The 22,854-nt window shown below is 33.6% G+C and carries 25 protein-coding genes; 14 read left to right on the top strand and 11 right to left on the bottom strand.

All coding sequences use genetic code 11. The features are described from left to right. Positions 1 to 13: 13 nt before the first annotated feature. From ACKPCA_RS05560 to ACKPCA_RS05550, 3 genes are all read right to left on the bottom strand, one after another. Positions 14 to 1,318: a dicarboxylate/amino acid:cation symporter gene (locus ACKPCA_RS05560; protein WP_321281834.1), complete on the bottom strand. Its 1,305-nt coding sequence runs from the start codon at positions 1,316 to 1,318 to the stop codon at positions 14 to 16. A 103-nt stretch (positions 1,319 to 1,421) separates the two neighbouring features. Beyond that, complete coding sequence (locus tag ACKPCA_RS05555) at positions 1,422 to 1,964, bottom strand: FKBP-type peptidyl-prolyl cis-trans isomerase (RefSeq protein WP_054721214.1); 543 nt, start codon at positions 1,962 to 1,964, stop codon at positions 1,422 to 1,424. Between the two features lie 125 nt (positions 1,965 to 2,089). Continuing rightward, complete coding sequence (locus ACKPCA_RS05550; RefSeq protein WP_321281833.1) at positions 2,090 to 2,575, bottom strand: thioredoxin family protein; 486 nt, start codon at positions 2,573 to 2,575, stop codon at positions 2,090 to 2,092. Between the two features lie 246 nt (positions 2,576 to 2,821). Here ACKPCA_RS05550 and bioA point away from each other — a divergent pair, with 246 nt between their 5' ends. The 8 genes from bioA to mtaB all read left to right on the top strand — a co-directional run bounded on the left by bioA (position 2,822) and on the right by mtaB (position 11,158). Further along, the gene (bioA, locus tag ACKPCA_RS05545) at positions 2,822 to 4,108 is read left to right on the top strand and encodes an adenosylmethionine--8-amino-7-oxononanoate transaminase (RefSeq protein ID WP_321281832.1); all 1,287 of its coding nucleotides are present in this window, start codon (positions 2,822 to 2,824) and stop codon (positions 4,106 to 4,108) included. A gap of 7 nt (positions 4,109 to 4,115) precedes the next feature. Further along, complete coding sequence (locus ACKPCA_RS05540) at positions 4,116 to 5,237, top strand: aminotransferase class I/II-fold pyridoxal phosphate-dependent enzyme (RefSeq protein WP_321281831.1); 1,122 nt, start codon at positions 4,116 to 4,118, stop codon at positions 5,235 to 5,237. Then, positions 5,227 to 5,916 carry a DUF452 family protein gene (locus ACKPCA_RS05535; protein WP_321281830.1) on the top strand — a complete coding sequence of 230 codons (690 nt, stop codon included), beginning with the start codon at positions 5,227 to 5,229 and terminating at the stop codon, positions 5,914 to 5,916. The genes ACKPCA_RS05540 and ACKPCA_RS05535 overlap by 11 nt, the downstream gene beginning before the upstream one ends. Continuing rightward, entirely contained in the window at positions 5,897 to 6,658 is a 762-nt protein-coding gene (bioC, locus tag ACKPCA_RS05530; protein ID WP_321281829.1) for a malonyl-ACP O-methyltransferase BioC, read from the top strand. The genes ACKPCA_RS05535 and bioC overlap by 20 nt, the downstream gene beginning before the upstream one ends. Before the next feature lie 5 nt (positions 6,659 to 6,663). Continuing rightward, positions 6,664 to 7,341 (top strand): dethiobiotin synthase, encoded by a 678-nt coding sequence (gene bioD / locus ACKPCA_RS05525; protein ID WP_321281828.1) that lies wholly within the window; start codon positions 6,664 to 6,666, stop codon positions 7,339 to 7,341. 454 nt (positions 7,342 to 7,795) lie between these two features. Then, the gene (locus ACKPCA_RS05520; protein WP_321281827.1) at positions 7,796 to 8,440 is read left to right on the top strand and encodes a ferredoxin--NADP reductase; all 645 of its coding nucleotides are present in this window, start codon (positions 7,796 to 7,798) and stop codon (positions 8,438 to 8,440) included. A 94-nt stretch (positions 8,441 to 8,534) separates the two neighbouring features. Further along, positions 8,535 to 9,878: a tRNA (N6-isopentenyl adenosine(37)-C2)-methylthiotransferase MiaB gene (gene miaB / locus ACKPCA_RS05515; protein WP_321281826.1), complete on the top strand. Its 1,344-nt coding sequence runs from the start codon at positions 8,535 to 8,537 to the stop codon at positions 9,876 to 9,878. Further along, the gene (gene mtaB / locus ACKPCA_RS05510; protein ID WP_321281825.1) at positions 9,875 to 11,158 is read left to right on the top strand and encodes a tRNA (N(6)-L-threonylcarbamoyladenosine(37)-C(2))-methylthiotransferase MtaB; all 1,284 of its coding nucleotides are present in this window, start codon (positions 9,875 to 9,877) and stop codon (positions 11,156 to 11,158) included. Before miaB ends, mtaB begins: the two co-directional genes overlap by 4 nt. Before the next feature lie 45 nt (positions 11,159 to 11,203). Here the strand turns inward: mtaB and ACKPCA_RS05505 are convergent, their stop codons facing one another. Then, a complete protein-coding gene (locus tag ACKPCA_RS05505) occupies positions 11,204 to 12,328 on the bottom strand; it encodes a universal stress protein (RefSeq protein WP_321281824.1) in 1,125 nt (374 codons plus the stop codon). Positions 12,329 to 12,617: 289 nt separating this feature from the next. Between ACKPCA_RS05505 and rpsF the strand changes: the two genes are divergently transcribed. The 3 genes from rpsF to rplI are packed head-to-tail and all read left to right on the top strand — an operon-like array spanning position 12,618 to position 13,708. Further along, positions 12,618 to 12,968 carry a 30S ribosomal protein S6 gene (rpsF, locus tag ACKPCA_RS05500; protein ID WP_110359545.1) on the top strand — a complete coding sequence of 117 codons (351 nt, stop codon included), beginning with the start codon at positions 12,618 to 12,620 and terminating at the stop codon, positions 12,966 to 12,968. Between the two features lie 3 nt (positions 12,969 to 12,971). Next, entirely contained in the window at positions 12,972 to 13,241 is a 270-nt protein-coding gene (rpsR, locus tag ACKPCA_RS05495) for a 30S ribosomal protein S18 (protein ID WP_054721204.1), read from the top strand. Between the two features lie 23 nt (positions 13,242 to 13,264). Continuing rightward, complete coding sequence (gene rplI / locus ACKPCA_RS05490) at positions 13,265 to 13,708, top strand: 50S ribosomal protein L9 (protein WP_054721203.1); 444 nt, start codon at positions 13,265 to 13,267, stop codon at positions 13,706 to 13,708. A 115-nt stretch (positions 13,709 to 13,823) separates the two neighbouring features. On the opposite strand, the gene ACKPCA_RS05485 is transcribed toward rplI, so the two are convergent. After that, positions 13,824 to 14,327: a CAP domain-containing protein gene (locus ACKPCA_RS05485; RefSeq protein ID WP_321281823.1), complete on the bottom strand. Its 504-nt coding sequence runs from the start codon at positions 14,325 to 14,327 to the stop codon at positions 13,824 to 13,826. A gap of 278 nt (positions 14,328 to 14,605) precedes the next feature. Here ACKPCA_RS05485 and ACKPCA_RS05480 point away from each other — a divergent pair, with 278 nt between their 5' ends. Further along, complete coding sequence (locus tag ACKPCA_RS05480) at positions 14,606 to 15,238, top strand: TapB family protein (RefSeq protein ID WP_321281822.1); 633 nt, start codon at positions 14,606 to 14,608, stop codon at positions 15,236 to 15,238. 16 nt (positions 15,239 to 15,254) lie between these two features. Here the strand turns inward: ACKPCA_RS05480 and ACKPCA_RS05475 are convergent, their stop codons facing one another. Genes ACKPCA_RS05475 through ACKPCA_RS05465 form a run of 3 tightly spaced genes read right to left on the bottom strand, consistent with a single transcriptional unit; the run spans position 15,255 to position 16,814 of the window. Next, positions 15,255 to 16,124, bottom strand: coding sequence for a fructosamine kinase family protein (locus ACKPCA_RS05475; RefSeq protein ID WP_321281821.1), 870 nt, complete (start codon positions 16,122 to 16,124; stop codon positions 15,255 to 15,257). After that, positions 16,121 to 16,594 (bottom strand): low molecular weight protein-tyrosine-phosphatase, encoded by a 474-nt coding sequence (locus tag ACKPCA_RS05470; protein ID WP_054721199.1) that lies wholly within the window; start codon positions 16,592 to 16,594, stop codon positions 16,121 to 16,123. Before ACKPCA_RS05470 ends, ACKPCA_RS05475 begins: the two co-directional genes overlap by 4 nt. Before the next feature lie 10 nt (positions 16,595 to 16,604). Next, positions 16,605 to 16,814, bottom strand: coding sequence for a zinc ribbon domain-containing protein (locus ACKPCA_RS05465; RefSeq protein ID WP_321281820.1), 210 nt, complete (start codon positions 16,812 to 16,814; stop codon positions 16,605 to 16,607). A 405-nt stretch (positions 16,815 to 17,219) separates the two neighbouring features. On the opposite strand from ACKPCA_RS05465, the gene epsC reads away from it, so the two are divergent. Together epsC and cysK are read left to right on the top strand one after the other, a co-directional pair. Next, on the top strand, positions 17,220 to 18,059 hold the full coding sequence (gene epsC / locus ACKPCA_RS05460) for a serine O-acetyltransferase EpsC (protein WP_321281819.1): 840 nt from the start codon (positions 17,220 to 17,222) through the stop codon (positions 18,057 to 18,059). Between the two features lie 11 nt (positions 18,060 to 18,070). Continuing rightward, positions 18,071 to 18,979, top strand: coding sequence for a cysteine synthase A (gene cysK, locus ACKPCA_RS05455; protein ID WP_054721197.1), 909 nt, complete (start codon positions 18,071 to 18,073; stop codon positions 18,977 to 18,979). A 55-nt stretch (positions 18,980 to 19,034) separates the two neighbouring features. Here cysK and ACKPCA_RS05450 read toward each other — a convergent pair whose 3' ends face one another. From ACKPCA_RS05450 to ACKPCA_RS05440, 3 genes are all read right to left on the bottom strand, one after another. Next, positions 19,035 to 19,703, bottom strand: coding sequence for a TonB-dependent receptor (locus tag ACKPCA_RS05450; protein WP_321281818.1), 669 nt, complete (start codon positions 19,701 to 19,703; stop codon positions 19,035 to 19,037). Between the two features lie 95 nt (positions 19,704 to 19,798). After that, positions 19,799 to 21,067, bottom strand: coding sequence for an ABC transporter permease (locus ACKPCA_RS05445; RefSeq protein ID WP_321281817.1), 1,269 nt, complete (start codon positions 21,065 to 21,067; stop codon positions 19,799 to 19,801). Between the two features lie 53 nt (positions 21,068 to 21,120). Next, positions 21,121 to 22,347, bottom strand: a complete 1,227-nt coding sequence (locus tag ACKPCA_RS05440) for an ABC transporter permease (protein ID WP_321281816.1) — start codon at positions 22,345 to 22,347, stop codon at positions 21,121 to 21,123. Positions 22,348 to 22,854 lie beyond the last annotated feature (507 nt).

The raw sequence follows: 22,854 nt of genomic DNA, 5'->3' as shown, positions 1-22,854 counted from the left end.
TATTTTGGGTATTTTAAGATTTTACTTTTTCTGCAATTATCTGTGGTGGATAAGTTAATTTCCCTTCCGTTTTGGCAACAATTGTCGAAACTGTGGCATCGCCGGTTACATTTACAACCGTTCTAAGCATATCTAAAGGTCTATCTATACCAAGTATTAATGCCAGTCCTTCAATAGGAATACCTACTGATGTGAGCACAATGATTAGCATTACAATGCTTCCACCAGGTACACCTGGAGTTCCAATTGAAGCCAAGGTGGCTGTTACAACTATTAAAAGCTGATCGTAGATATCCAATGTTACACCAAACACCTGAGCAATAAAAACCGCTGCAATTGCCTGATAACAGCTAGTACCGTCCATATTAATGGTAACTCCAACAGGCAAAACAAAACTAGCGACCTCATTTGAAACCCCAATTTTGTTTTCAACACACTCCATCGTTACAGGCAGAGTTGCGGCGCTCGAGCTGGTTGAAAATGCTAATAATTGAGCCGGAGAGATGGATTTGTAAAAGTCAGTATACTTAATTGGAGTGAATATCCTTAAGAACAAAGGATATATTAAAAAAACCATAATTAATAATCCTGCTATTACTGTTACTGCATACCATCCCAATGCTGCAAAAAGGTCGGCATCTCCTGAAAAATCAACTATTAATCCAGCAATCAGAGCAAATACTCCATATGGTGCAAAAAGCATGATGATATCAATGATTTTAAGAATAATAGCATCTATTCCATCGAAGAAATCTTTCACTATTTTGACCTTTTTTTCTTCCAAAATTACCATCGCGATTCCAAATAAAATGGCAAAGAATATAATTTGGAGCATTTTGGTATTATCAGTGGCTGCTTTGAAGAAATTATCTGGTACCACATCTACCAAAAACTGAAGTGGAGATTCTTCCTTGATATGATCAGCTTGATTTTTTTTAAGGCTGATGTCAGACCCAAACCTCTCCTGCAGTTCATTTTTTTTGTGCTCTGGGAAAGTATTTCCAGGTTTAAAATTATTTACAAGTAAAAGTCCAAAACTTACTGCTATTACCGTAGAAATTACATAAAGTGAAATGGTTTTTATCCCTATACGTGAGAGTTTTGAAATATTTGAAAGACTTGAAATCCCCTTAATTAGTGAAACAAATATTAACGGAACGGCTATTAGTTTTAAAAGATTTAGAAAGATTGCACCCCATGGTTTTACCCAATCTGTTGTAAATTTGGTTAAATCAAAATAAACAGCAAGCATTCCGGCAACAACACCTAAAGCCATTCCTATAAGTATTTTCACATAAAGGGGTAATCTTTTCCACATAGAGTAATTATTTTAATGAGCTTTAAAGGTAGTTTTATGAAATAAAAAAACAAAGCCCGAAAACCAATTGGTTTTCGGGCTTTGTATATTTTTCGAGCTACTATTAGCAACCGCAACCGCTTCCGCAGCCACCACTACTACAGCTTCCGCTATCACATCCACCTTGAGGTGCATAAACTGCTTGTTTTTCTTCTTCAGTAGCATCTCTTACTTCGATAACTTCACCTTTAAAATACAAGTCATCACCTGCTAATGGGTGGTTAAAGTCCATTTTAACAGTTGCATCCGCTACCTCTAATACAATACCGTTCATTCTACGACCTGAACTATCCTGCATTGGAACTACATTTCCTTCTTTAATCATTTCTGCATCAAACTCTCCGTTTACTTCAAAAATATTTTTTGGAAGGTCGATTACTGCTTGCTCAGAAGCTTCACCGTAAGCTTCAGCTGTTTCCAATTTAAATTCGAAAGACTCACCTACTTTTAGCCCCATAAGGTTCGATTCGAATTTTTCAAGCATCTGACCTGCTCCACATAAGAATGTAAGAGGAGTTTCAGCTACAGCTTTTTCAATGATTTCACCAGCTGGATCAGTTTTTAATTCGTAAATAACCGATACCATTTTATCTTTTGAAATTGTCATAATATCTTTTTTAGTATTTTATTTTTTGTAGATTTTCCTATAATCCGATACAAAGAAAGTACATTTATTTCTTTATTCAAATTAAATCGGAGTTCTTGGTCTAATTTATTAACAGATTTTAGGATTTATTTGTAATTCTCTGGATTCAGGGCCTCTGGACGCCAATTATAAAGAAATGATTTAACTCTATCGAAATCGTAACTCTTATCTTTTTCTAAATTTCCTGTGTTTTGAGTATGAATTCTCTCTCCTTTAGCATTTAAAACCAGCATTACAGGAAAACCAAATCGTTGAGGATAATCCAGTTTTTTTAAAACTTCCTTGTTTTTATTTTCTTTGCTGTAATTCACCTCTAAGAATATGTAGTTATCATTTAAAAGCTTATGGATCTCTTCTTGACTATGAAGAAATTTATGCATTTTAATACACCATGGACACCAATTTCCCCCAACTTGAATTAAAACATGCTTCCCTTCTTTTTTGGCTTTGGCAACAGCCTCAGTAATATCCTTTTCTGCATCAGCATCTGGATTATAGATCTTTTGAGCTGATAAGTTATTCATTAGGAATAAAATCAGGCTTAAAGCCAAAAAAAACTTAAATGTTTTCATTTGTTTAAAATTTTATATCATTTGTCAGATTTAATAATGCTCGAAATTAGTGATTAATTTCAATGAGAGGAATTTGAAATTGAATTTTAACAAGGAAATAACAGCCTGATTTCACTTTTTGTAATATTATTACCTAGATTGTAAGTGTTTTAAAGGGATATGTTATAAAAATACACTTAAACCGCCTTCTCGTAACCTAAGAAATCATAGCTTTACGCAAGAAATTAAAATGAATTTGAATTTGGTATGAGTACGCAAGGTAAAATTGACCTTAGTTTTGATAAGAACCACATTTGGCATCCTTACACCTCTATGAAAGATCCATTGCCAGTATACCCAGTGATATCAGCGGATGGAGTAAAGTTAAAACTGGAAGATGGACGTGAGCTTATTGATGGAATGTCATCTTGGTGGTGCGCAGTTCATGGATACAATCATCCTGTTTTAAATAAAGCTATTGAGAAGCAATTACAAAACATGTCTCATGTGATGTTTGGTGGCATAACGCATCAACCTGCTATTGATCTTGCTAAATTACTTGTAGAAGTTACTCCAAAATCCTTGGAAAAAGTATTTTATTGTGATTCTGGCTCTGTTGCTGTAGAAGTTGCTATGAAAATGGCTATACAGTACAGGTTTGCCACCAAAAACTTTAAAAAGAACAAGTTTCTTACAATACGCTCTGGTTATCATGGCGATACTTTTAATGCAATGTCAGTTTGTGATCCTGTTACCGGGATGCATGAAATTTTCTCGGGTGTATTGCCTATAAATTACTTTGTGGAGGCTCCATCTTGCAAGTTCAATGAAAATTGGGATGAAGAGTCATTCTCTCCAATGGATAAAATGATAAGGGAGCATCATGAAGAATTAACTGCCGTTATTCTAGAGCCTATTGTTCAAGGTGCAGGTGGAATGAGATTTTATCATCCGGAATATCTGAAAAGATTAAGAGTAGTTTGCGATGAATTTGACATTTTATTGATATTAGATGAAATTGCTACTGGATTTGGTAGAACTGGCAAAATGTTCGCTTGCGAATATGCAAACATTGAACCTGATATCATGGCCGTCGGTAAGGCTATTACCGGAGGATATATGTCTTTTGCAGCAACTTTAACCAATTTGAAAGTAAGCGAAGGGATTTCGAATGGTACTCCAGGGAATTTTATGCATGGACCTACTTTTATGGGAAATCCATTAGCTTGTGCAGTCGGAATTGCCAGTATTTCTCTGCTATTAAGCAACAATTGGCAAGCTAGGGTAACTAAGATTGAAAGTATTCTAGAACAGGAATTAAGCCTTGCAAGAAGCTTTAATAATGTTTGTGAAGTACGTGTTTTAGGTGCTATTGGAGTTATAGAAATGAAAGAGCCTGTTGATATGGCCAATATGCAAAAGAAATTTGTTGAAAATGGAATTTGGGTTCGACCATTTGGGAAGAATGTTTACCTCATGCCTCCCTTTGTTATTAGTGACCAAGATTTAAGTTTCTTATGTAAGAAACTTATTTTAATAGTTAAAGACTCTTAATTTTGCGATGAACAGTTTATTAGAAAAATATAAAGAAGAATTAAGAAAACTAGAGGATTCTGGGAACTTGAGATCATTAAAGAAGATCTCTGATAAAGACTTCAAAGTAAACCTTTCCTCCAATGATTATTTAGGAGTAAGAAAAAAAAATATTCCAAGGCCTAAGGGAAATGCTTTTGGATCCGGTTCATCACGACTGTTAACAGGTAACTTTCAGGAGTATGACATGCTGGAAACAGAATTAGAAAAATTATACACTCGTTCTGCCCTATTTTTCAATTCTGGATATCATGCAAATATTGGAATTCTATCGGCTTTATCAGGAAAAGGCGATTTAATCTTATCTGATAAATTAAATCATGCCAGTATAATAGATGGAATTCGCTTGTCAAATGCAGAAAACATGCGTTTTAGACATTTGGATTACAAACACCTTGAAACAATTTTACAGAGTAAAAGAGGTCTGTATGATAAGGTTTTCATTGTTAGCGAATCAATTTTTAGCATGGACGGTGATGAAGCTAATTTATTTAGACTAATTGAACTAAAGAAACAATACAATTGCTTTTTGTACCTGGACGAAGCTCATTCGTTAGGAGTAAGAGGTGAAAAGGGGCTAGGATTAGCTGAAGAGCTTAATTTAATGCATGAAATAGACCTTTTGGTAGGTACTTTTGGTAAAGCTATGAATTCAATCGGTGCATTTGTAATTTGTGATTCAATCATTAAAAAATACCTAATTAATCGAATGAGATCCTTAATTTTTACAACGGCCTTACCTCCCATTGTTGTTAGTTGGAACATTATCATGTTGCGCACCATTATTAAAATGCGAATAGAAAGAGAGCATGTGATGTCTTTAGCTAAAATGCTGAGAAATAAGCTTATAGAATTAGGATTGAAAACCGATGGCAATTCGAATATTGTTCCTGTAATTATCGGTGATAGTCAAAAATGTGTAAATTTAGCTGAGTATCTGCAAAAGAAAGGATTTTTGGTCTTTCCAATTAGACCACCCGCTGTTCCAGTTGGAACTTCACGTTTGCGTTTGTCGATTTGTGCAGATATGGATTGGGAAGACCTACAGGATGTGCCAAAATTAATAAAAGAGTATTGTAATGAAAATTAAATGGCTACATAAATCCTCAAAAAGGAAATGTATTCTATTTTTTAATGGTTGGAGTTGTGACGAAAAGCCATTTCAGCATCTAGTTTCAAAAGAGTATGATGTTATTAGTTGCTATGATTATAAGGATATTTTGCTTCCTAATGAAGTAAATTGTGTTTTTGAAGATTACGAAGAAGTCTATCTTACTTCCTGGTCATTAGGTGTTTACATTGCAAATCTTTTATTAAAAGCTCACCAGAGTTTATTTACTGACGCAATAGCTATTAATGGTACACTAAACCCAATTGATAATCTAAAAGGTATACCTTCTGCAGTTTTTCAGGGTACTATAGATGGATTAAATTTGAAGAGTTTGGAAAAATTTTGGATGAGAATGTGTGGAGGAAAATCTGCCTTCAATCACTTTAAATCAAATGTTCCAAATAGAGAATTTGATGATCAATTACAGGAATTAAAAACATTACAGCATTTAATTCAAAATCACCTTGTTGATTGGTCAATTTATAATAAAGCTTTAGTTGGCGAACAAGATTTAATATTCTCTGCAGACAATCAAAAACGTGCATGGAATGGATATATTGATATTATAGAGCGAAAATATCCTCATTATTGCTATGACAAATGGAGTTCGTGGGATGAGATAATTGAAGAGTTAAGTTGTGGGAAATCAGAATATTAATAAAGGAAATGTTCAAAAAAGTTTTGTAAAAAGCATTGAAACCTATCGCAAACATGCAATAGTTCAAGAAGCTATTGCATCGAGACTTATAAATGAATTACTGAACATTAAAAAGGATAATTTTCAAAAGGTTCTTGAAATTGGGTGCGGACCTGCTGTTTTAACAGAGAAATTTTTTCGTCATTTTAAGGCAACAGAATACTTCGCTAATGATATTGTTGAGGAGTATAAAGAGGTATTACAAAATATAGATAATAGCATTCAATTTTATGGTGGAGATATTGAGTCAATTGAGCTCCCTAAGAATCTTGATTTGGTCATATCAAGTTCTACTTTTCAATGGTTCACGGATTTGGAGTTGTTTTTAAATAACATTTATGATGCTTTAAATCCGGACTCCTTATTAGTATTCAGCTCTTTTGGACCAGATAACTATCGAGAGATTAGAGATGTTGAAGGCAAAGGATTAAACTACTTGCCTTTTGGAAAACATGAAAGATTGTTGGCTGATAAATTCGAAATAATATGGAGTGATAGGGAAACGATTACAAGATACTTTGCCGATCCGGTAGGTGTATTAAAACATATGAAACAAACTGGAGTAAATGGAATTCCAGGTAAAGCATGGACAAAGAGTGATTTAAAAAGATTTGAAGAGGATTATTTGGACCTCTTTGGAACTGAATTAGGTGTTCCTCTTACCTATCAGCCAATTTATTTTATTGCAAAACCAAAAAAATAATTTTCATGTCGATATATTTTATTGCTGGCATCGATACAGATGCTGGAAAATCTTTGGCTACTGGATTATTAGCCAAGTATTTACTGGACAATCAAATAAACGTAGTAACACAAAAATTTGCACAAACGGGTTGTAAAGGGATATCTGAAGACATTCAAACTCACCGTGAAATAATGGGAATTGATTTAATGGATGTTGATAAAGATGGAACCACCTGTCCTTTTGTTTTCGACTATCCTGCATCACCTCATTTGGCTGCTGAAATGCAAAATAAAACAATCGATATTGAGAAAATTAACAATTCAAGTAAAAAGTTAGATGATGAGTTTGAAGTTGTTTTATTAGAAGGTGTTGGAGGATTAAATGTTCCCATTACTATTGACTATTCTCTTCTGGATTATCTGGAAGAAATGAAATACCCTACCATTTTGGTTAGTTCTTCTAAATTGGGTAGTATCAACCATACTTTGCTTAGTTTGGAAATTTTGAAAAAAAGAAACATTCCACTACATGGATTAATTTACAATCACTTTCCAGCCAATAGTGAATTTATTTTGAAAGATTCAGTAAAGGTTTTTGAACACTATTTGAAAAAAATGAATTTTGATTGTCCAATTATTGAAATTCCAGTAATTTCTGATTTTAAAAAATCGGAAATTGATTTTTCTGCATTTTTCAAATAATACCATTAATCAATCGACATTATACCAAAGTGCAAACTTGATAATAAAAATGGTATAAAATGATCTCAAATAAATATTGTGATGAATTTCACAGAAAGCAATAAAAATTTTAAACTAAAATTTACAATTTATTCCGTCCAAGAACTAAGGCAGGTGACAAATAATCGATTCTAAGAGACTTAAAAAACAACTAAAACCATATAATAATCATTAGTTCAGTGCAATACATGAAAACCTTATTGGTCAAAATCTAACAGAAACTAGAGAAAATCCATGATATTTATGCCTTTTTTGTAAAAAATGGATTTTTTTCACCTCAAAACAGATAAAAAGGTCTGATAATTCTTGTAACTTAAATGAAATTTCTATTTTTTTGTAATCCCTTATTTATAAAGATTCCACATAAATAAAAACAAGGAATTGTGGGGAAAAATCAAGAAAATAGCAAATTTGTATGAGATCACACAAAGTTATTGAAATAAGAAATCTTACTCCGTCTACTTATGTTATAAAAATGGAGAAAAAAGATTTTACTTTTAAAACAGGACAATATATCACCTTAGGATTTTCTGGTAGTATTGACCGAAGAGAATATTCAATTTATAGTTCAGAGCAGGATGAGTTTTTAGAGGTATTGATTAAAGAGGTGGAAGATGGTTTGGTTTCGAAGAAATTAAAACGCTGTAAACCCGATGATTATTTAGATGTAGATGGACCATTCGGGCATTTTTCTTTGAAAGAAGAAGAAATATCGGAGAAGAAGTTTCTATTTATTGCTACAGGAACGGGTATCTCTCCTATTCATAGTTTCATAGCAACTCATCCTAATATGGATTACCAATTGTTGCATGGTGTGAGAAAGGAAGAAGAAGCCTATGAAAGAGAATCCTATAAAAAAAACAAATATATATTGTGTACTTCCAGAGAGAGATCAGGTGATTTTCATGGTAGAGTTACAGAATATTTAAAACAAAACCCTGTGTCTTCTGATACGGTCTGTTATTTGTGTGGGAATTGCCATATGATTTATGAGGCATATGATATACTTGAAAAACAGGGTGTTAATTTGGGACCTATTCATACGGAAGTATATTTTTAGTTATGGATTTTGATTGAGTAAATCTTAGATATACCATATCTTAAATACTACTTATCAAATGCATAATAAGTAATTTACAATTCAAATAATAAACATGAAATATCACTTAGTATCGTTGGGTTGCCAAATGAATGCCTCCGATGGAGAACGTGTTCGCTCGGTTATTGAAAAAATGGGATACCAATGGACCGATCATGAAGAAGAAGCTAATTTAATTGGTATATTGGCTTGTTCTGTGCGCCAAAAAGCGATTGATAAAGTATACTCCAAAATACATAAATGGAACCTTTGGAAGAACAAACGAAATCTTGTGACCTTTGTTTCTGGTTGCATTTTACCATCTGATTTAGAGAAGTTTTTAAAACTTTTTGATATCATTTTTCAGATGAAAGATCTACCCAAATTACCTGAAATTATACAGCAATATGGAATTTCTACACCAGTTGGATTGCAAGGTGGTTTTGATGCTCGAAATGAAAATATTTCTGAATTTTGGAATGTAAAACCAAATTACACTTCGGATTTTGAAGCATTTGTACCAATACAAAATGGATGTGATAAGTTCTGCTCTTTTTGTGCTGTACCATATACAAGAGGTAGAGAGGTGTCTCGTCCATCGGATGAAATTGTAAATGAGATTAAAAATTTGGTAGATAAAGGTTTCAAATCCATAACCTTGCTTGGACAGAATGTTAATTCTTATGGACTGGATAAAAAGGGTGAAGAGATTGATTTTCCTGAGCTTTTAAGACGAATAGGAAAATTAGGCAATGAACTACAAAAGGAATTTTGGGTTTATTTTACCTCTCCACATCCTCGCGATATGACGGATGAAGTGATTGAGGTGATTGCAGAATATGATTGCCTTGCAAAGCAAATTCATCTTCCTATACAATCGGGTGACGATAAGGTATTAATTCACATGAATAGAAAACATGGCGTTGAAAAATACCGCCAGATTGTACATACGATAAGAAGACTAATACCGGAAGCAACTTTGTTTACAGATATTATTGTTGGATTTACGGGTGAAAATGAGGAGCAATTTGAGAATACAAGAAAAGCCATGGAAGAATTTCAATACAATATGGCTTATATTGCCATGTATTCTCCTCGTCCTGGAGCATTAAGTCACAGATGGTTTGATGATGTAAGTTTAGATGTAAAAAAGCAGCGTCATCATCAATTGACCGAAGACTTAAAAGTTCATTCCAGAGCCTATAATGATACCATGGTAGGTAAAATATTTAGAGTTTTGGTAAAAGGAGAAGCAAGACACGATGGATATTTAGCAGCATTAACAGAAGGAAAGATAAATGTTCGATTTTTATCGTCTGATAGCTCTTTGATAGGTGAGTTTGTTGATATTAAAATTACATCAGCTGCCGATTTTTCTGTAGAAGGAGAACTGGTTGCTGTAAATGAAAAAGTAGCGTGAAAAAAGTAGCTTTTAAAACCTTAGGTTGTAGGTTGAATCAATATGAGACCGATGCCATAGCTTCTCAATTTCAGGACAATGGCTTTAAGCTAGTTCCTTTTGATAAAGAGGCAGATGTGTATGTAATTAACTCATGTACAGTAACTCACCAAAGTGATCATAAATCTAGAAATTTCATCAGTCAAGCCAACCGAAAAAATCCAGATTCTGTTTTAGTGGTAACAGGATGTATGGCAAATAATGCCAAAAATGAACTCGAAGGCCGCGATGAGATTAATTATGTAGTTGAAAATGACCACAAAAGTTCGGTATTCTCGTTGGTAGAAGCACATTATAATGGTGAGATTTTTCATCCATCGAAATTAAATTATGATCTATTTTCTTATGGATCAACTGATAAGGGTTTTCACACAAGAAGCATGGTAAAAATACAAGATGGATGTGATAATTTTTGCACATTTTGTATCATTCCTTCGGTACGTGGTAGAGCGGTAAGTAGACCTATTCAGGACATTTTGGAAAATGTTAAAAGCGTAATTGCTAAAGGAGCAAAAGAGGTTGTTTTAACTGGTGTAAACATTGGCCGATATGAATACGAGAATTTCAAATTCGACGATGTAGTTGAGCAAATTCTAGATTTAGATGGAGATTTTCGTTTGCGTATATCATCGATCGAACCGGATGGCTTTGGGGATAAATTTTTGGGTTTGTTAAATCACCCTAAAATGACTCCACATCTTCATCTTTGTTTGCAAAGTGGCTCCGACCCTATCCTATTGCAAATGAGAAGAATGTATAACATTAAGAGATTTAAGGAAATTGCAAATAAAATTCGCTCCTATCGTCCGGATTTTAACATTACTACAGATATTATTATTGGTTTTCCTGGTGAGTCTGATCAAGATTTTGAAGCAACATGTAATATTATAAAAGAGCTGCAATTTGGCCATGTTCATGCTTTTAAATATTCTATAAGAAAAGGAACACGGGCCGAACGAATGCAATCTCAGGTTGATGAAAGAATTAAAACTCAAAGAAGTGAAGTTTTAAGAGAAATTGCTGATGATGTAAAATTTCAATACCGAAATGGGTTTATAGATAAAGAACAAATCGTTTTGGTAGAAAAAACGGATGGGGAAAATGCGAAAGGATATGGAGAGCATTATGTCCCTGTAGAGTTTAAAGGATTCAAACTAAAGAAGAATCACTTCTACAGAGTAAAAATAATGAATCTCACTACCGATACAGAGCCTGTATTGATTGGGGAGCAAGTAAAATAAAAAAAGACGCAATTTGCGTCTTTTTCTTATTAAACCTATTGCTATTTAATGGAAAACCAAAATTGGCATATGCGTTTTTATAAATAGCTTTCGTGACATTTGCCCAAAGAATAATCTTTGCAACAAATTGTGTTTTCTAGCCAAAATTGCTATTACTCCTATATCATGATCATGAATATATTTGTCAATTCCTTCCATCTTTTCATCTTCATAAATAATTCTACAGCTCACTTCAGAATCTCCAAATGCACGTTTTAAATACTTGCGAAGGATCTGCATTCGATGTTCTTCCAGTGGATCATTAGTAGATTTATCTTCAAAATGAATGCAGTGTATTTTCATATTATAAGGCTGAGTAATGTATTTAAGATTGGCAATTGCCCTAAAATCTGCTTTATCAAAATCTGTCGCATACATGATGTTGCGAATGTTTTCAAAATCAACTTCATCACCTTGATCAGATAAAATAAGCATAGGGACATTTGTTTCTTCTATTACATTAGAAACTACACTGCCAAGGAGGTTTGTTGTTCCTGCAGTTTCACCTCTACTGCCCATTATCATTAAATCGGGTTGATATTTGTTACATATATTTAAAATTTCGGACGAAGCAGTTCCTCCGCTAAGTGCATAATCCACCTCTATCCCTTCAATTTTTTCCTTTTCTAACCTATTGCGAATATCGTAATACAGCTCTTTGATTTTTGCTTTTGCATTCTTTTCAACTTCCGATAATACTTCTACAACAGTTGAATTGTAAGTATAACTATCAGAAAATGGAACAGTTTCAATGGCTGAAGCAAAATAGGTGTGAAAAAGTAGAATGTCAGCATTAAACTTTTTCGCAATCCCGACTGCAGAATCACAAAGCTTTGGAGAGAAATCTGAAAAATCAACAGGAACCAGAATGCGATTTATATCAATATTTTGATGTGGAAACGCTGCATCTAAATCTTCCTGTGCGTAACTTAAATCAAGTTCTTCGATAATTTTTAAAGCCCGATTAAGATCTTCTTCTTTTATTCTTACCTTTACTCCTCCTCCAATGGCAGATTGGATTAGGTTTAAATTTTTTAAATAGCACTCTACCCCTTCTGATTCCAGACGAGTTTGAAGCAACTGGGCTCTAGAGTAACTATAGGTCGCTAATGTTATCATCCTGTCCTTCATAAGCCTGAGTTTAGTTATACTGTTACAATAAGGTACAAAAAAATAGATATCTTGCCAAGGAAGTTAGAGAATACAGATTGATTAAAAACAGCATATTTTATGCCCTTCCAGCTTCAAATTACTTTAAATTAATTCGCTAAAGTCCTTTACTAATAAACTTGCATTCTGTACATTTGTAATTCGTAGCTGAATAAAGAATTGATATTCTTGAAAAATCAAAAAAGAATAGTTAATTTTGCGGCTCGATAAAAACACTTAATTATTAAGTATTAATTAAATTATTTAAGTTATGTTGAATCATTATGAAACCGTTTTCATTGTAACTCCCGTTTTATCTGAAGCTCAGGTAAAGGAAGCGGTAGAAAAATTCAAGACTCTTATTACCGAAAATGGCGGTAAGATTGAAAATGAAGAGAACTGGGGACTGCGCAAGCTGGCTTATCCAATTCAGAAAAAAAGCACTGGTTTTTACCAATTGCTTCAATTTGAAGCTCCAGGTGAATTCATCGAGAAATTAGAAGTTAACTACAGACGTGATGAAAGAATCATGCGTTTCTTAACTTTCAAGCTTGATAAATACGCTTATGAGTATTCAATTAAAAGAAAAGGAAACCTTAAAGAAACTAAAGAGGAGAAATAAGCTATGGCACAGAATCAATCAGAAATCAGATATTTGACCCCACCTTCAGTTGAGATCAAAAAGAAAAAATACTGTCGTTTCAAGAAAAACAAGATCAAGTACATTGATTACAAAGATCCTGAATTCTTGAAGAAATTCTTAAACGAGCAAGGTAAGATTTTACCTCGTCGTATCACAGGTACTTCTTTAAAATATCAAAGAAAGGTAGCTACTGCTGTTAAACGTGCTCGTCACTTAGCATTACTACCATACGTAACTGACATGATGAAATAATCTTTAAAGAAGGAGGAAACGAAATGGAAGTAATCTTAAAACAAGATATCCATACTTTAGGATATAAGAACGATATCGTAACTGTTAAGAATGGTTACGGAAGAAACTATTTAATTCCTAACGGTTTTGCTGTTTTAGCTACAGAGTCAGCTAAGAAAATGCATGCTGAAAACATGAGACAAAGAGCTCATAAAGAGGAAAAAATTAAGAACGAAGCATTAGAAGTTGCTAAAAAACTAGAAGGTGTTACTTTAAGTTTAGGTGCTAAAACTAGTACTACTGGTAAGATTTTCGGTTCTGTTAACAATATCCAAATCGCTGAAGCATTAGTTGAAAAAGGATTTGAAATTGACAGAAAAGTGATTTCTATTAAAGACGCTGTAAAAGAGATCGGTAAATATACCGCTTCAATCAAACTTCACAAAGAAGTTAAGGTTGAGATCGAATTTGAAGTAGTGTCGGAATAATTCGCTTCACAACAAAATTAATTTAAGTTTTAACAGACAGACTTAAAGCTTTTCAAACAAACAGATATAAGCCACACCGATTAACGCTCGGTGTGGTTTTTTTATGTCTGTAATTTTATCTTTGTGCTCCAAAATTCTGAGCCCAGTAGTTCCCCACTCGCCCCACGCCCATTTCTTTAAAATTACCGTTCATAATATTTGCACAATGTCCCTCACTCTCTAACCAGCCATTTAAAACCTGCTGTTCATTCAAATAACCTTTAGCTATGTTTTCTCCTGCTTTAGAGTAATTATAACCAACCTCTTGCAAGCGCTTTGTTAGGGTACTTCCTTCGGGAGATTCATGAGAGAAAAAATTATTTTGATGCATGTCCTTGCTATGATTTACAGCCGCCTGTTCCAACTTATCATTCCAAACTATGGCATCTACCGGAGGATAGTATGTATTTCCACAAGTTGTACCTGAAGTTCTTACTTCATTTACCAAATCAATGAGAAGTTCTGAATTTATTTCGATAGTTTGGGATATCTCTTCTTCGCTAATTTCATCCACACTACTACTGCAAGCACTAAATCCCAATAGAATAGCGGTAAAACCTACTAAAAAATTTCTCTTCATTCATAAAACGTTTAAAAATTAATATTATAGGTTGGTGTTAAGATTGTAACAGCTAATATAGTGGATTTTAATAATAATTAAATATCTCTACCATAATTTAGAATACAATAGAAGTTTGACAAATTAAGGCAATAAAGTTTTTAGCCGCTTCTAAATTTATGTAAATTTGATTAAGAAACGACCTCTATCTTAATCTCAATTTAATGAAGCAAATTTATTCTATTCTCATTCTTATACTTTTTTCAGCTAATTGCTACGCACAAAGAAATTTTTCATACATGCCTTCGAAGAGAAATTTTAAGGTATGGTATGTAAATTACGACAAAAAAAATCGTAAAACTTATACCGAAGTTTGGCAATTGGTAGGAAAAACCCAAGATGAAAGAGACAAAATCATATATAATATTGAATCAGAAATTACTACTGTAAAACAGGACACCTTCTACCAATATTTTCATTTCTCTTCAAAAGATTCAATTTTCTATATTGGAGTCGATAAATATTTGGATCCTATTAAATTGAATTCTTACAAGAAAATGGAAGTTAAAATTGATGCAGATAGTATTGTGTTGCCTTTTAAACCATTTATTGGAGAAATGCTGCCCGAAGCATCTTGTCAAGCCGATATTTTGAGGGGGACAGGGTCAGTTTTGATGTCTATGACTATTTTATTGGTAAATCGTAAGGTAGATGGAGTAGAAAATATTGAAACACCTGTTGGCAAATTTAAATGCTATAAGGTTTCCTCTGATAAAATCTCTTATTCAGGAATTTCACGAAACAAAACAAAGCTAATTGAATGGTACGCAACCAACGTTGGCTTAATTAGAATGGAAGAATACCACAAAAATGGTAAATTAATTTCCTATAAGCAACTTGAAAGTATTGCCGAAGATTTCTTTATGCCTTAACTAAATTAGTTAGTGCCTAATGTAAATAAGACCATACCAAACGAACTGCTTGCCCATAATAAGAAGATCCAAATAAATTTAAGTGATTAAGTACATGATATAACAGGTAAATATTTTCCCGGTAATCGTACCCCTGCGGCAAGGGTTTATGCTTACTGTATGATTGATAGAATTCATTGCTAAACCCTCCAAAAAGCTTAGTCATTGCCAAATCGGCTTCGCGATGCCCATAATATATTGCTGGATCAATTAAAACCGGATTTGAAGCCAAATCACACAAATAATTCCCTCCCCACAAATCTCCATGCAACAAACAAGGCTTTTCTTCACTTCCTTCAAGTATTTCCTCAATTCTGTTTTCGAGAACTAAAAATCCATTTTTTAATTCATTTCCAACCAATTGTTTTTTTTCTGCTAATTTATATTGATATAACAACCTTTTGTTATAGTAAAAGTCAATCCAACTTTCAGCTTCAGTTCCCATTGGAATATTAAGCTGAGGCGTACTACCGATATAATTGTCTTCTTTAAAACCAAACTTCAAACTTGTGCGACTGTGCAATTCGGCCAGTTGTTTTCCAAATTTAATAAAGAAGTCCTGATTTTTAATTCCTTGCTCAATGAACTCCATTAATAACAATTCTTCTTCAACGAGATAAATCTTTGGGGTTCTGATACAAGCAGCCTTCTCAATTTCCTTAAGTCCATTAGCTTCCTTAATAAAGCCATCGGAATATTCAGAACCTGTTTTAAGCAAACAGGTTCTGCCATCCTCTAATTTAATTAAATTGGTTTGGGAAATAGAACCTCCCGATACAGATTTTTGCTTCTGTATTTTGCATTCTGCCCAATCTTCTATTTTCTCAATAATTTGAGATTCTATCATTTACTGATTTGTTTTAATAATCCATCGCATGCATCTTCTAAAATATCAAGAACCAATTCAAAACCATCTGCTCCACCATAGTATGGATCGGGAACCGAATTGTAATGTTTGTATCGGGTACAATAATCTGTCATGGACTTGATTTTATGTAAATCTTCCGAATTTCTTGCTATATCTTGCAAATCGGATACATTTTGTGCATCCATACCAATAATGAGGTCAAATTCATCAAAATCATTCTTCGGATTAAACTGTCTTGCAATGCTTGTTAAGTCATAATCCCTTCGAGCAGCGTGAGTCCGCATTCGGCTATCAGCTCTTTCTCCAACATGCCATCCTCCTGTTCCTGCAGAATCACATTCGAATTCATCATTGAGCATATTTACTTTTAAAAATCCATTCATAACTGCCTCAGCACTTGGTGATCGACATATATTTCCCAAACACACAAAAAGTAATTTTTTCTTCATTAAAATGATTTTAATTGGTTAAGAAATCAAAGATATTTCCTAATTGACTAGTGGTTCCTTTGTACAATTCAGTATAAGAACATCTGGAACATGTTATTGTAGCAAATTTTTTGTTTTGAACATCAAAAATCTTAGCAAACCTACCCCCTGTAGCTCTAAATTCATCAGTTTCAAACTTATTATTCCCACATTTCGGGCAAATATATTTTGATGTATTCATTTTCAGTTAGTTTGTGTTACAATATTAAAAGTAATAAAAAAGCTCGTTAAAGTTATTTTTTTCCATGGCTAAAATAAATAACATTTTTTTAACAGAAATATTCAGACTTAAGAGTCTTGTTTAATTTATTTTTTTTAAGTTTGCTTCTAGAAACTTCAAAATGAAAAGGAATTTAAAGCATATCAGAATCAAACAATCGGATCGAACTTATTCGATTACGTTTGGCGTGCATTCAATTCAACAATCCTTTTCAAATTATTCCCAAATGTTTGAATACAACAACAATCAAGTCTGTTGTTGCTGTTGTTGTTGGTAGATAGTCAATCTTACTAACAATCCCCTCTTAGGTTTACTTAAATGTTTACCTAAATATTTACGTATCAATACATTAAAAATCATAAAACGATGAGTTATTTAAGTAAAGTAATGGATGAATTGCAAGCTTCCAGAAACAACAATGAAATTGACATGCCTGCAAGAGATTTAGCACACCGATTTGTTGAAGAGGCCATGAATACCCTATTCCCAATTAGCGCTAGGAGAAGTAAAAGTTGTTGTGCCGAAGAATCTTTACTTTATCAGATGGAATCAACTTTAAAACTATTGCTCTTACCTGTAAAATTTGAATTGAAAAAGTCGGTTGAACAAATCACACAAGATTTTATGGTAAAAATCCCATCTGTGTATCGTGCCCTTTTGAAAGATGCTGAAGCAATACAAAAGTTTGATCCAGCTGCGGAAACTATTGGTGAAGTAATAATAGCCTATCCAGGTTTTTTTGCAATAATGGTTTACCGTCTTAGCAATGTCTTGTATCGACTTGGAGTTCCAACCGTTCCTAGACTCATGAGTGAGTATGCTCATACAAAAACGGGTATTGACATTCACCCTGGAGCAACAATCGGGGAATCATTTTTTATAGATCATGGAACTGGTGTTGTAATTGGTGAAACTGCAGTAATAAGGAATAATGTAAAAATATATCAGGGAGTGACTTTAGGAGCACTACAAGTTAAAAAAAGTTTAGCCAAAAAGAAGAGACATCCTACCGTAGAGGATAATGTAATTATCTATTCAAGTGCCACGATACTAGGTGGAGATACTGTAATTGGGCGAAATAGTATTATTGGGGGTAATGTTTGGTTAACTTCGAGTGTAGAATCAAATAGTATCGTTTATCACAAACATGAAACTAAGGTTAGAACAAACCTTGATGAAAGTAAAATTATCAATTTTCAAATTTAAATATCAACCAAATGAAACTGAACAATATTTTAGAAGGAGTTGGAAATACTCCAGTATTAAAACTTAATAAAATTTTTAATGGTGCCAATGTTTGGATGAAACTTGAAAGATCAAATCCTGCAGGAAGTATTAAAGATCGAATTGCCTTATCTATGGTAGAAACGGCTGAAAAAGATGGATCTCTAAAGGAAGGATCAATAATCATTGAACCAACTTCTGGAAATACTGGAGTTGGATTAGCAATGGTAGCTGCTGTTAAAGGATATAAGTTAATTTTGGTAATGCCAGAATCAATGTCGGTTGAAAGACGAAGTCTTATGGCAGCATATGGAGCCGAATTTGTGCTTACACCAAGAGAGTTGGGAATGAAAGGTGCGATCGAAAAGGCCGAAGAATTAATTGCTAGCAATCCTAATTCATGGATGCCATCACAATTTGACAATGAGGCCAATGTTGAAATTCACAGAACCACCACCGCTAAGGAAATTATAGCAGATTTCCCTGAAGGTATAGATTACCTAATAACAGGTGTTGGAACAGGAGGACATATTAGTGGTGTTGCTGAAATTTTAAAGCAAAAATTTCCAAACCTTAAAGTATTTGCTGTAGAACCAGAGGCATCACCTGTAATTAGTGGAGGCCAACCAGGACCTCACCCATTGCAAGGCATTGGTGCAGGTTTTATACCTAAAAACTTAAATACAGAAATACTTGATGGAGCGATTCAGGTAAGTAAAGACGAAGCTTTTGCTAAAGTAAAGGAACTAGCTGTTAAAGAAGGCGTACTTGCTGGTATTTCTACTGGTGCATCACTTGCTGCAGTTAGCAAGCAACTAAATTCAGCTGAACCAGGTGCGACAGTTCTGACCTTTAATTATGACACTGGAGAAAGATATCTTTCAATAGATGAGCTATTTTAATACAGAGAGGGTGTCAAATTTTAATTTGACACCCTCTTTCCTTATTTATTAGCAATTATTTCTTGGTGGTTATCTTTACCACACCATTTCCTCCTCGAACTCCATAGATTGCTGTATCACTACCTTTAATAATTTCAATTTTAGCAATATTGGTTGGTGATAAACCAGACAATGACGAATAATCGGTTATAACCCCATCAATCTCGATGTTAGCAGCACTCGATCCAATTAGTGATGATTTTCCTCTTATTATAATACCACTATTTGAAATTTGTAATGAAGGGAATTCATTTCTAATAACATCCATTATAGATATATATTTTGAATAATCCTTTTGGCCTGAATTCTTTTTTGCTAATTTTTTAAAAGAATCAACCATTAGAATATGTCCTTTATCAATTGCAATTTCGGCAGCTCTAGGAATTTTAGCCAATTTTAAATTGCCTATCAACTCATTGCTCTTCTTTTTGACTTTAAGAGTATATTTATTAAAGCCCTTAGCAATAACTATTAATTTATCTTTTTCATTACACTCACACTTAAACACCCCACGATTATTAGTCTTGAATATTTCTTTTGTACTTTTTACTATTACATCGGCATTAACAATTGGTATAGAATCAAACACTATGATCTTACCACTCACCTCAATTCTTTGAGAGAAACAATTAAGAGAATAAAAAACAAGAAAAATTATACTTATAGACTTAAAAATAGCTTTCATTACATTATACTTTTATTGTTTAATAAAAGTAAGAGTTTAATTAATAGAAAACAAATGCTACAGACAATAAAAGTAACTATAATATTTTACGAAAATCATCCATCATCTCGAATTGCTTCAATTGGACGAACTGCCATCGCTTTTTTAGCTGGAATTATCCCTGCAACCAAACCTGAAATGATTAATATTACCAAGGCAATAATTGCAATATTGAAATCAACCTCTGGATTGGAGAACATACTTTCATCTCCTCCACCATTTTGGATTGCTTTTGTAATGATCTCCAAGAGAAATACGCCAAAGACAAGACCAATCCAACCTGCTATTGCAGTTAGCACTACAGATTCTGTAAGTATTGAACTAATAATCACTGATGGAGAAGCTCCCAATGCACGTTGTATTCCAATCTCTTTGGTTCGTTTTTTAACAATGAATAGCATGATATTACTAACGCCAATAATACCAGCTAGAAGAGTACCTGTGCCAACAATCCATATTAAACCAGCTATACCTATAAATAAGTTGTTAATTTGAATAAACTCTTTTTCAACATTATTACTTCCAAATGCTCTTTGATCATCTGGATGGATTGTATGACGTCTTCGGAGTAAATTTTTCACCTTTTCTTCAACCAATGTTGCAGAGTATTCTTTTTTCGAGGTAATGGAGTAGTGACCTACTCGATTGCCATAATTGTATGTTTTTTGCAAGGTTGTAAATGGAATAATTACACATTGATTTTGCCAATCACCCCAACCCTGATTATGCATGGATTTAAAGGTTCCCACAATTTGAAAGTAAACCCCATTAATCTTAATATACTTTCCAACTGGTTCCTCACCTTCTTCAAATAGAACTTCAATTACACGCTTGCCAATTACTGCATTCTTTCTCTTGTCGTTGACATCTACTTTATTAATAAATCTACCTGAAGTAATTGTTACCGGATCTATTTGATTTACTTCAGGAACATCTCCAAGAATACTAAATGCCCCCGTTTTTAATCCTCTAATTACATTATTTTCGCCATCACCTCCACCCCAGGCTTGAATACGCGGTGCAAGAATTTCTATTTCGTGGATGTTATCTAAAATGGCTTTTGTGTCCTGATTGGTGAAGTTATAGCGTCTTCCCTGCTTGTAACCCTTATACGGTTTGCTGGTTGGCTGGGCCCAGATAAATACTGAATTGGTTGCGAAATCTCCCATACCATGATAAACACCATTCTCCAAACCTCTTCCGGAACCTAACATGATAATTAACATGAAAATACCCCAGAAAACACCAAAAGCAGTTAGAAATGTTCTTAGTTTATTGCTTTTAAGTGCCATATATATTTCGGTCCATCGATCTCTATCAAACATGATAATTGATTTAGTGATTAAAAGTTTCTTTTATTGAAATGAGTTTTATTTTTCTATTCATCAGCCAAAGCTTCTATTGGCTTTACATTTGCCGCCTTCCAGGCTGGAAAAAATCCAGCTAATAAACCAGCAAAAACCAGTACCGCTGTAGCCTGTAAACCTACACTTAGGTCAACTGATGGATTCATAAAAAATTCGATTTGAGTATGTGGAGCCAGAATTTCTAATAATAATACACCCAGTACCAAGCCCATATATCCAGCTACAGAGGTTATCAGAACCGATTCTAGCAATATTAACCCAACAATGGAGTTGGGAGTTGCACCTAATGCTTTTCGAATACCAATTTCGCGGGTTCTTTCACGCACAACAATAATCATGATGTTACTAACACCTACAATTCCAGCTATAATGGTAAATACACCTATGATCCAAACAAAAATCCTGATGCCAGAAAACAATGCCATTGTTCGTTGATAACCTTCCATATTATTATTAATCCACATGGCTCTTTTGTCTTTTGGATCAAACTTATGACGAGCAGCAAAACTCTTTCTTAAATAATTCTCCATTTGCTGTAATGCCTCAATATCATGAGTATTGGTAGTAAAAGACATGTTGGAAATTCGATTGGCACCATTAAAAACCCTTTGAGCGGTTGATACAGGAACATACACTCTTTGTAAATCCCTATCAGAATAATCAGTAAAAACGCCAATAACCTGAAATGGAATGCCATTGAGTTTTATGTATTTGCCTACTGGCTCTTCTCTTTTAAAGAGTGCTTCTTCTAAAATGGTGCTTATGGCTACCACCTTCCTATACTGGTTTATATCCACATCATTTAAAAACCTTCCTTTAAGCGATGTTGTATTCTCTAAAACTTCAGTGTCAGGATGTACTGCGATAATTTCATAGGAAACATATTCCGTTTTGTATGAAATCACGTTGTTTCTATAAATGGAATAGCGAGAGCTAATTTTATCCACATCAAGTCCAGAGTCCTTGGTGCGGTCATAATCCTCATTGGTAAACTGTATTCTTCTGCCAGGCTGCATGCCATCAAATGCCATACTGGTTCTTCCACTATAAATCCAAAGGCTATTCATAGCATCACGCTTAAACTGATCTAAAACCCCATTTTGTAATCCATTACCAGAACCCAAAAGGATAATCAGCATAAAAATACCCCAGGAAACACTAAAGCCTGTAAGGATGGTTCGAAGTTTATTTTTTCGGATAGTTTCAAAAATTTCCTGCCATTTATCAAGATCGAACATGAAATAAAGTATTAGAGTTACACAATTAGCAATGAAAATATACAGTGCCACAACTTGTGATATCCTAATATTTTGGTGGTAATAAGATAATTGGAAGGCTTTCTACATGCAATATAGAGAAACTAAAAATAGATGTCAATCTAAAAATGAAAAAAGATCAACATATGAAGTGTTAAATAATGTTTAAAAGTTCACATTTTATACAGGCAAGACTTGTAATTTCACAAATACTTTCTACTTTTGCCGCCGATTAAGGCTCACAACGGTTTTGCAGCTTGTTATTGTCAGGATATCAAGCTAATAAGCCAATTGAAAATTAGGGGATTTTCATAAACTGAGTTTTTTAGTTAGTTGGTTAATGGTTAGATAAAAATGGCTGAGTTTCTCAGCCATTTTTTATTCTATTACATTTAATCTTTTTTAACTTTCCTTTGCAGCTCTTAACCGCGTATTGCCTTACCTTTGAAATGTATTCAAGAAGAAAAAAGAATAGAGTAGTTTTATCAT

The sequence above is a fragment of the Marinifilum fragile genome, assembly GCF_963677365.1.
Lineage (GTDB): Bacteria > Bacteroidota > Bacteroidia > Bacteroidales > Marinifilaceae > Marinifilum > Marinifilum fragile.
This window is presented reverse-complemented; position numbering and strand designations above follow the sequence as displayed.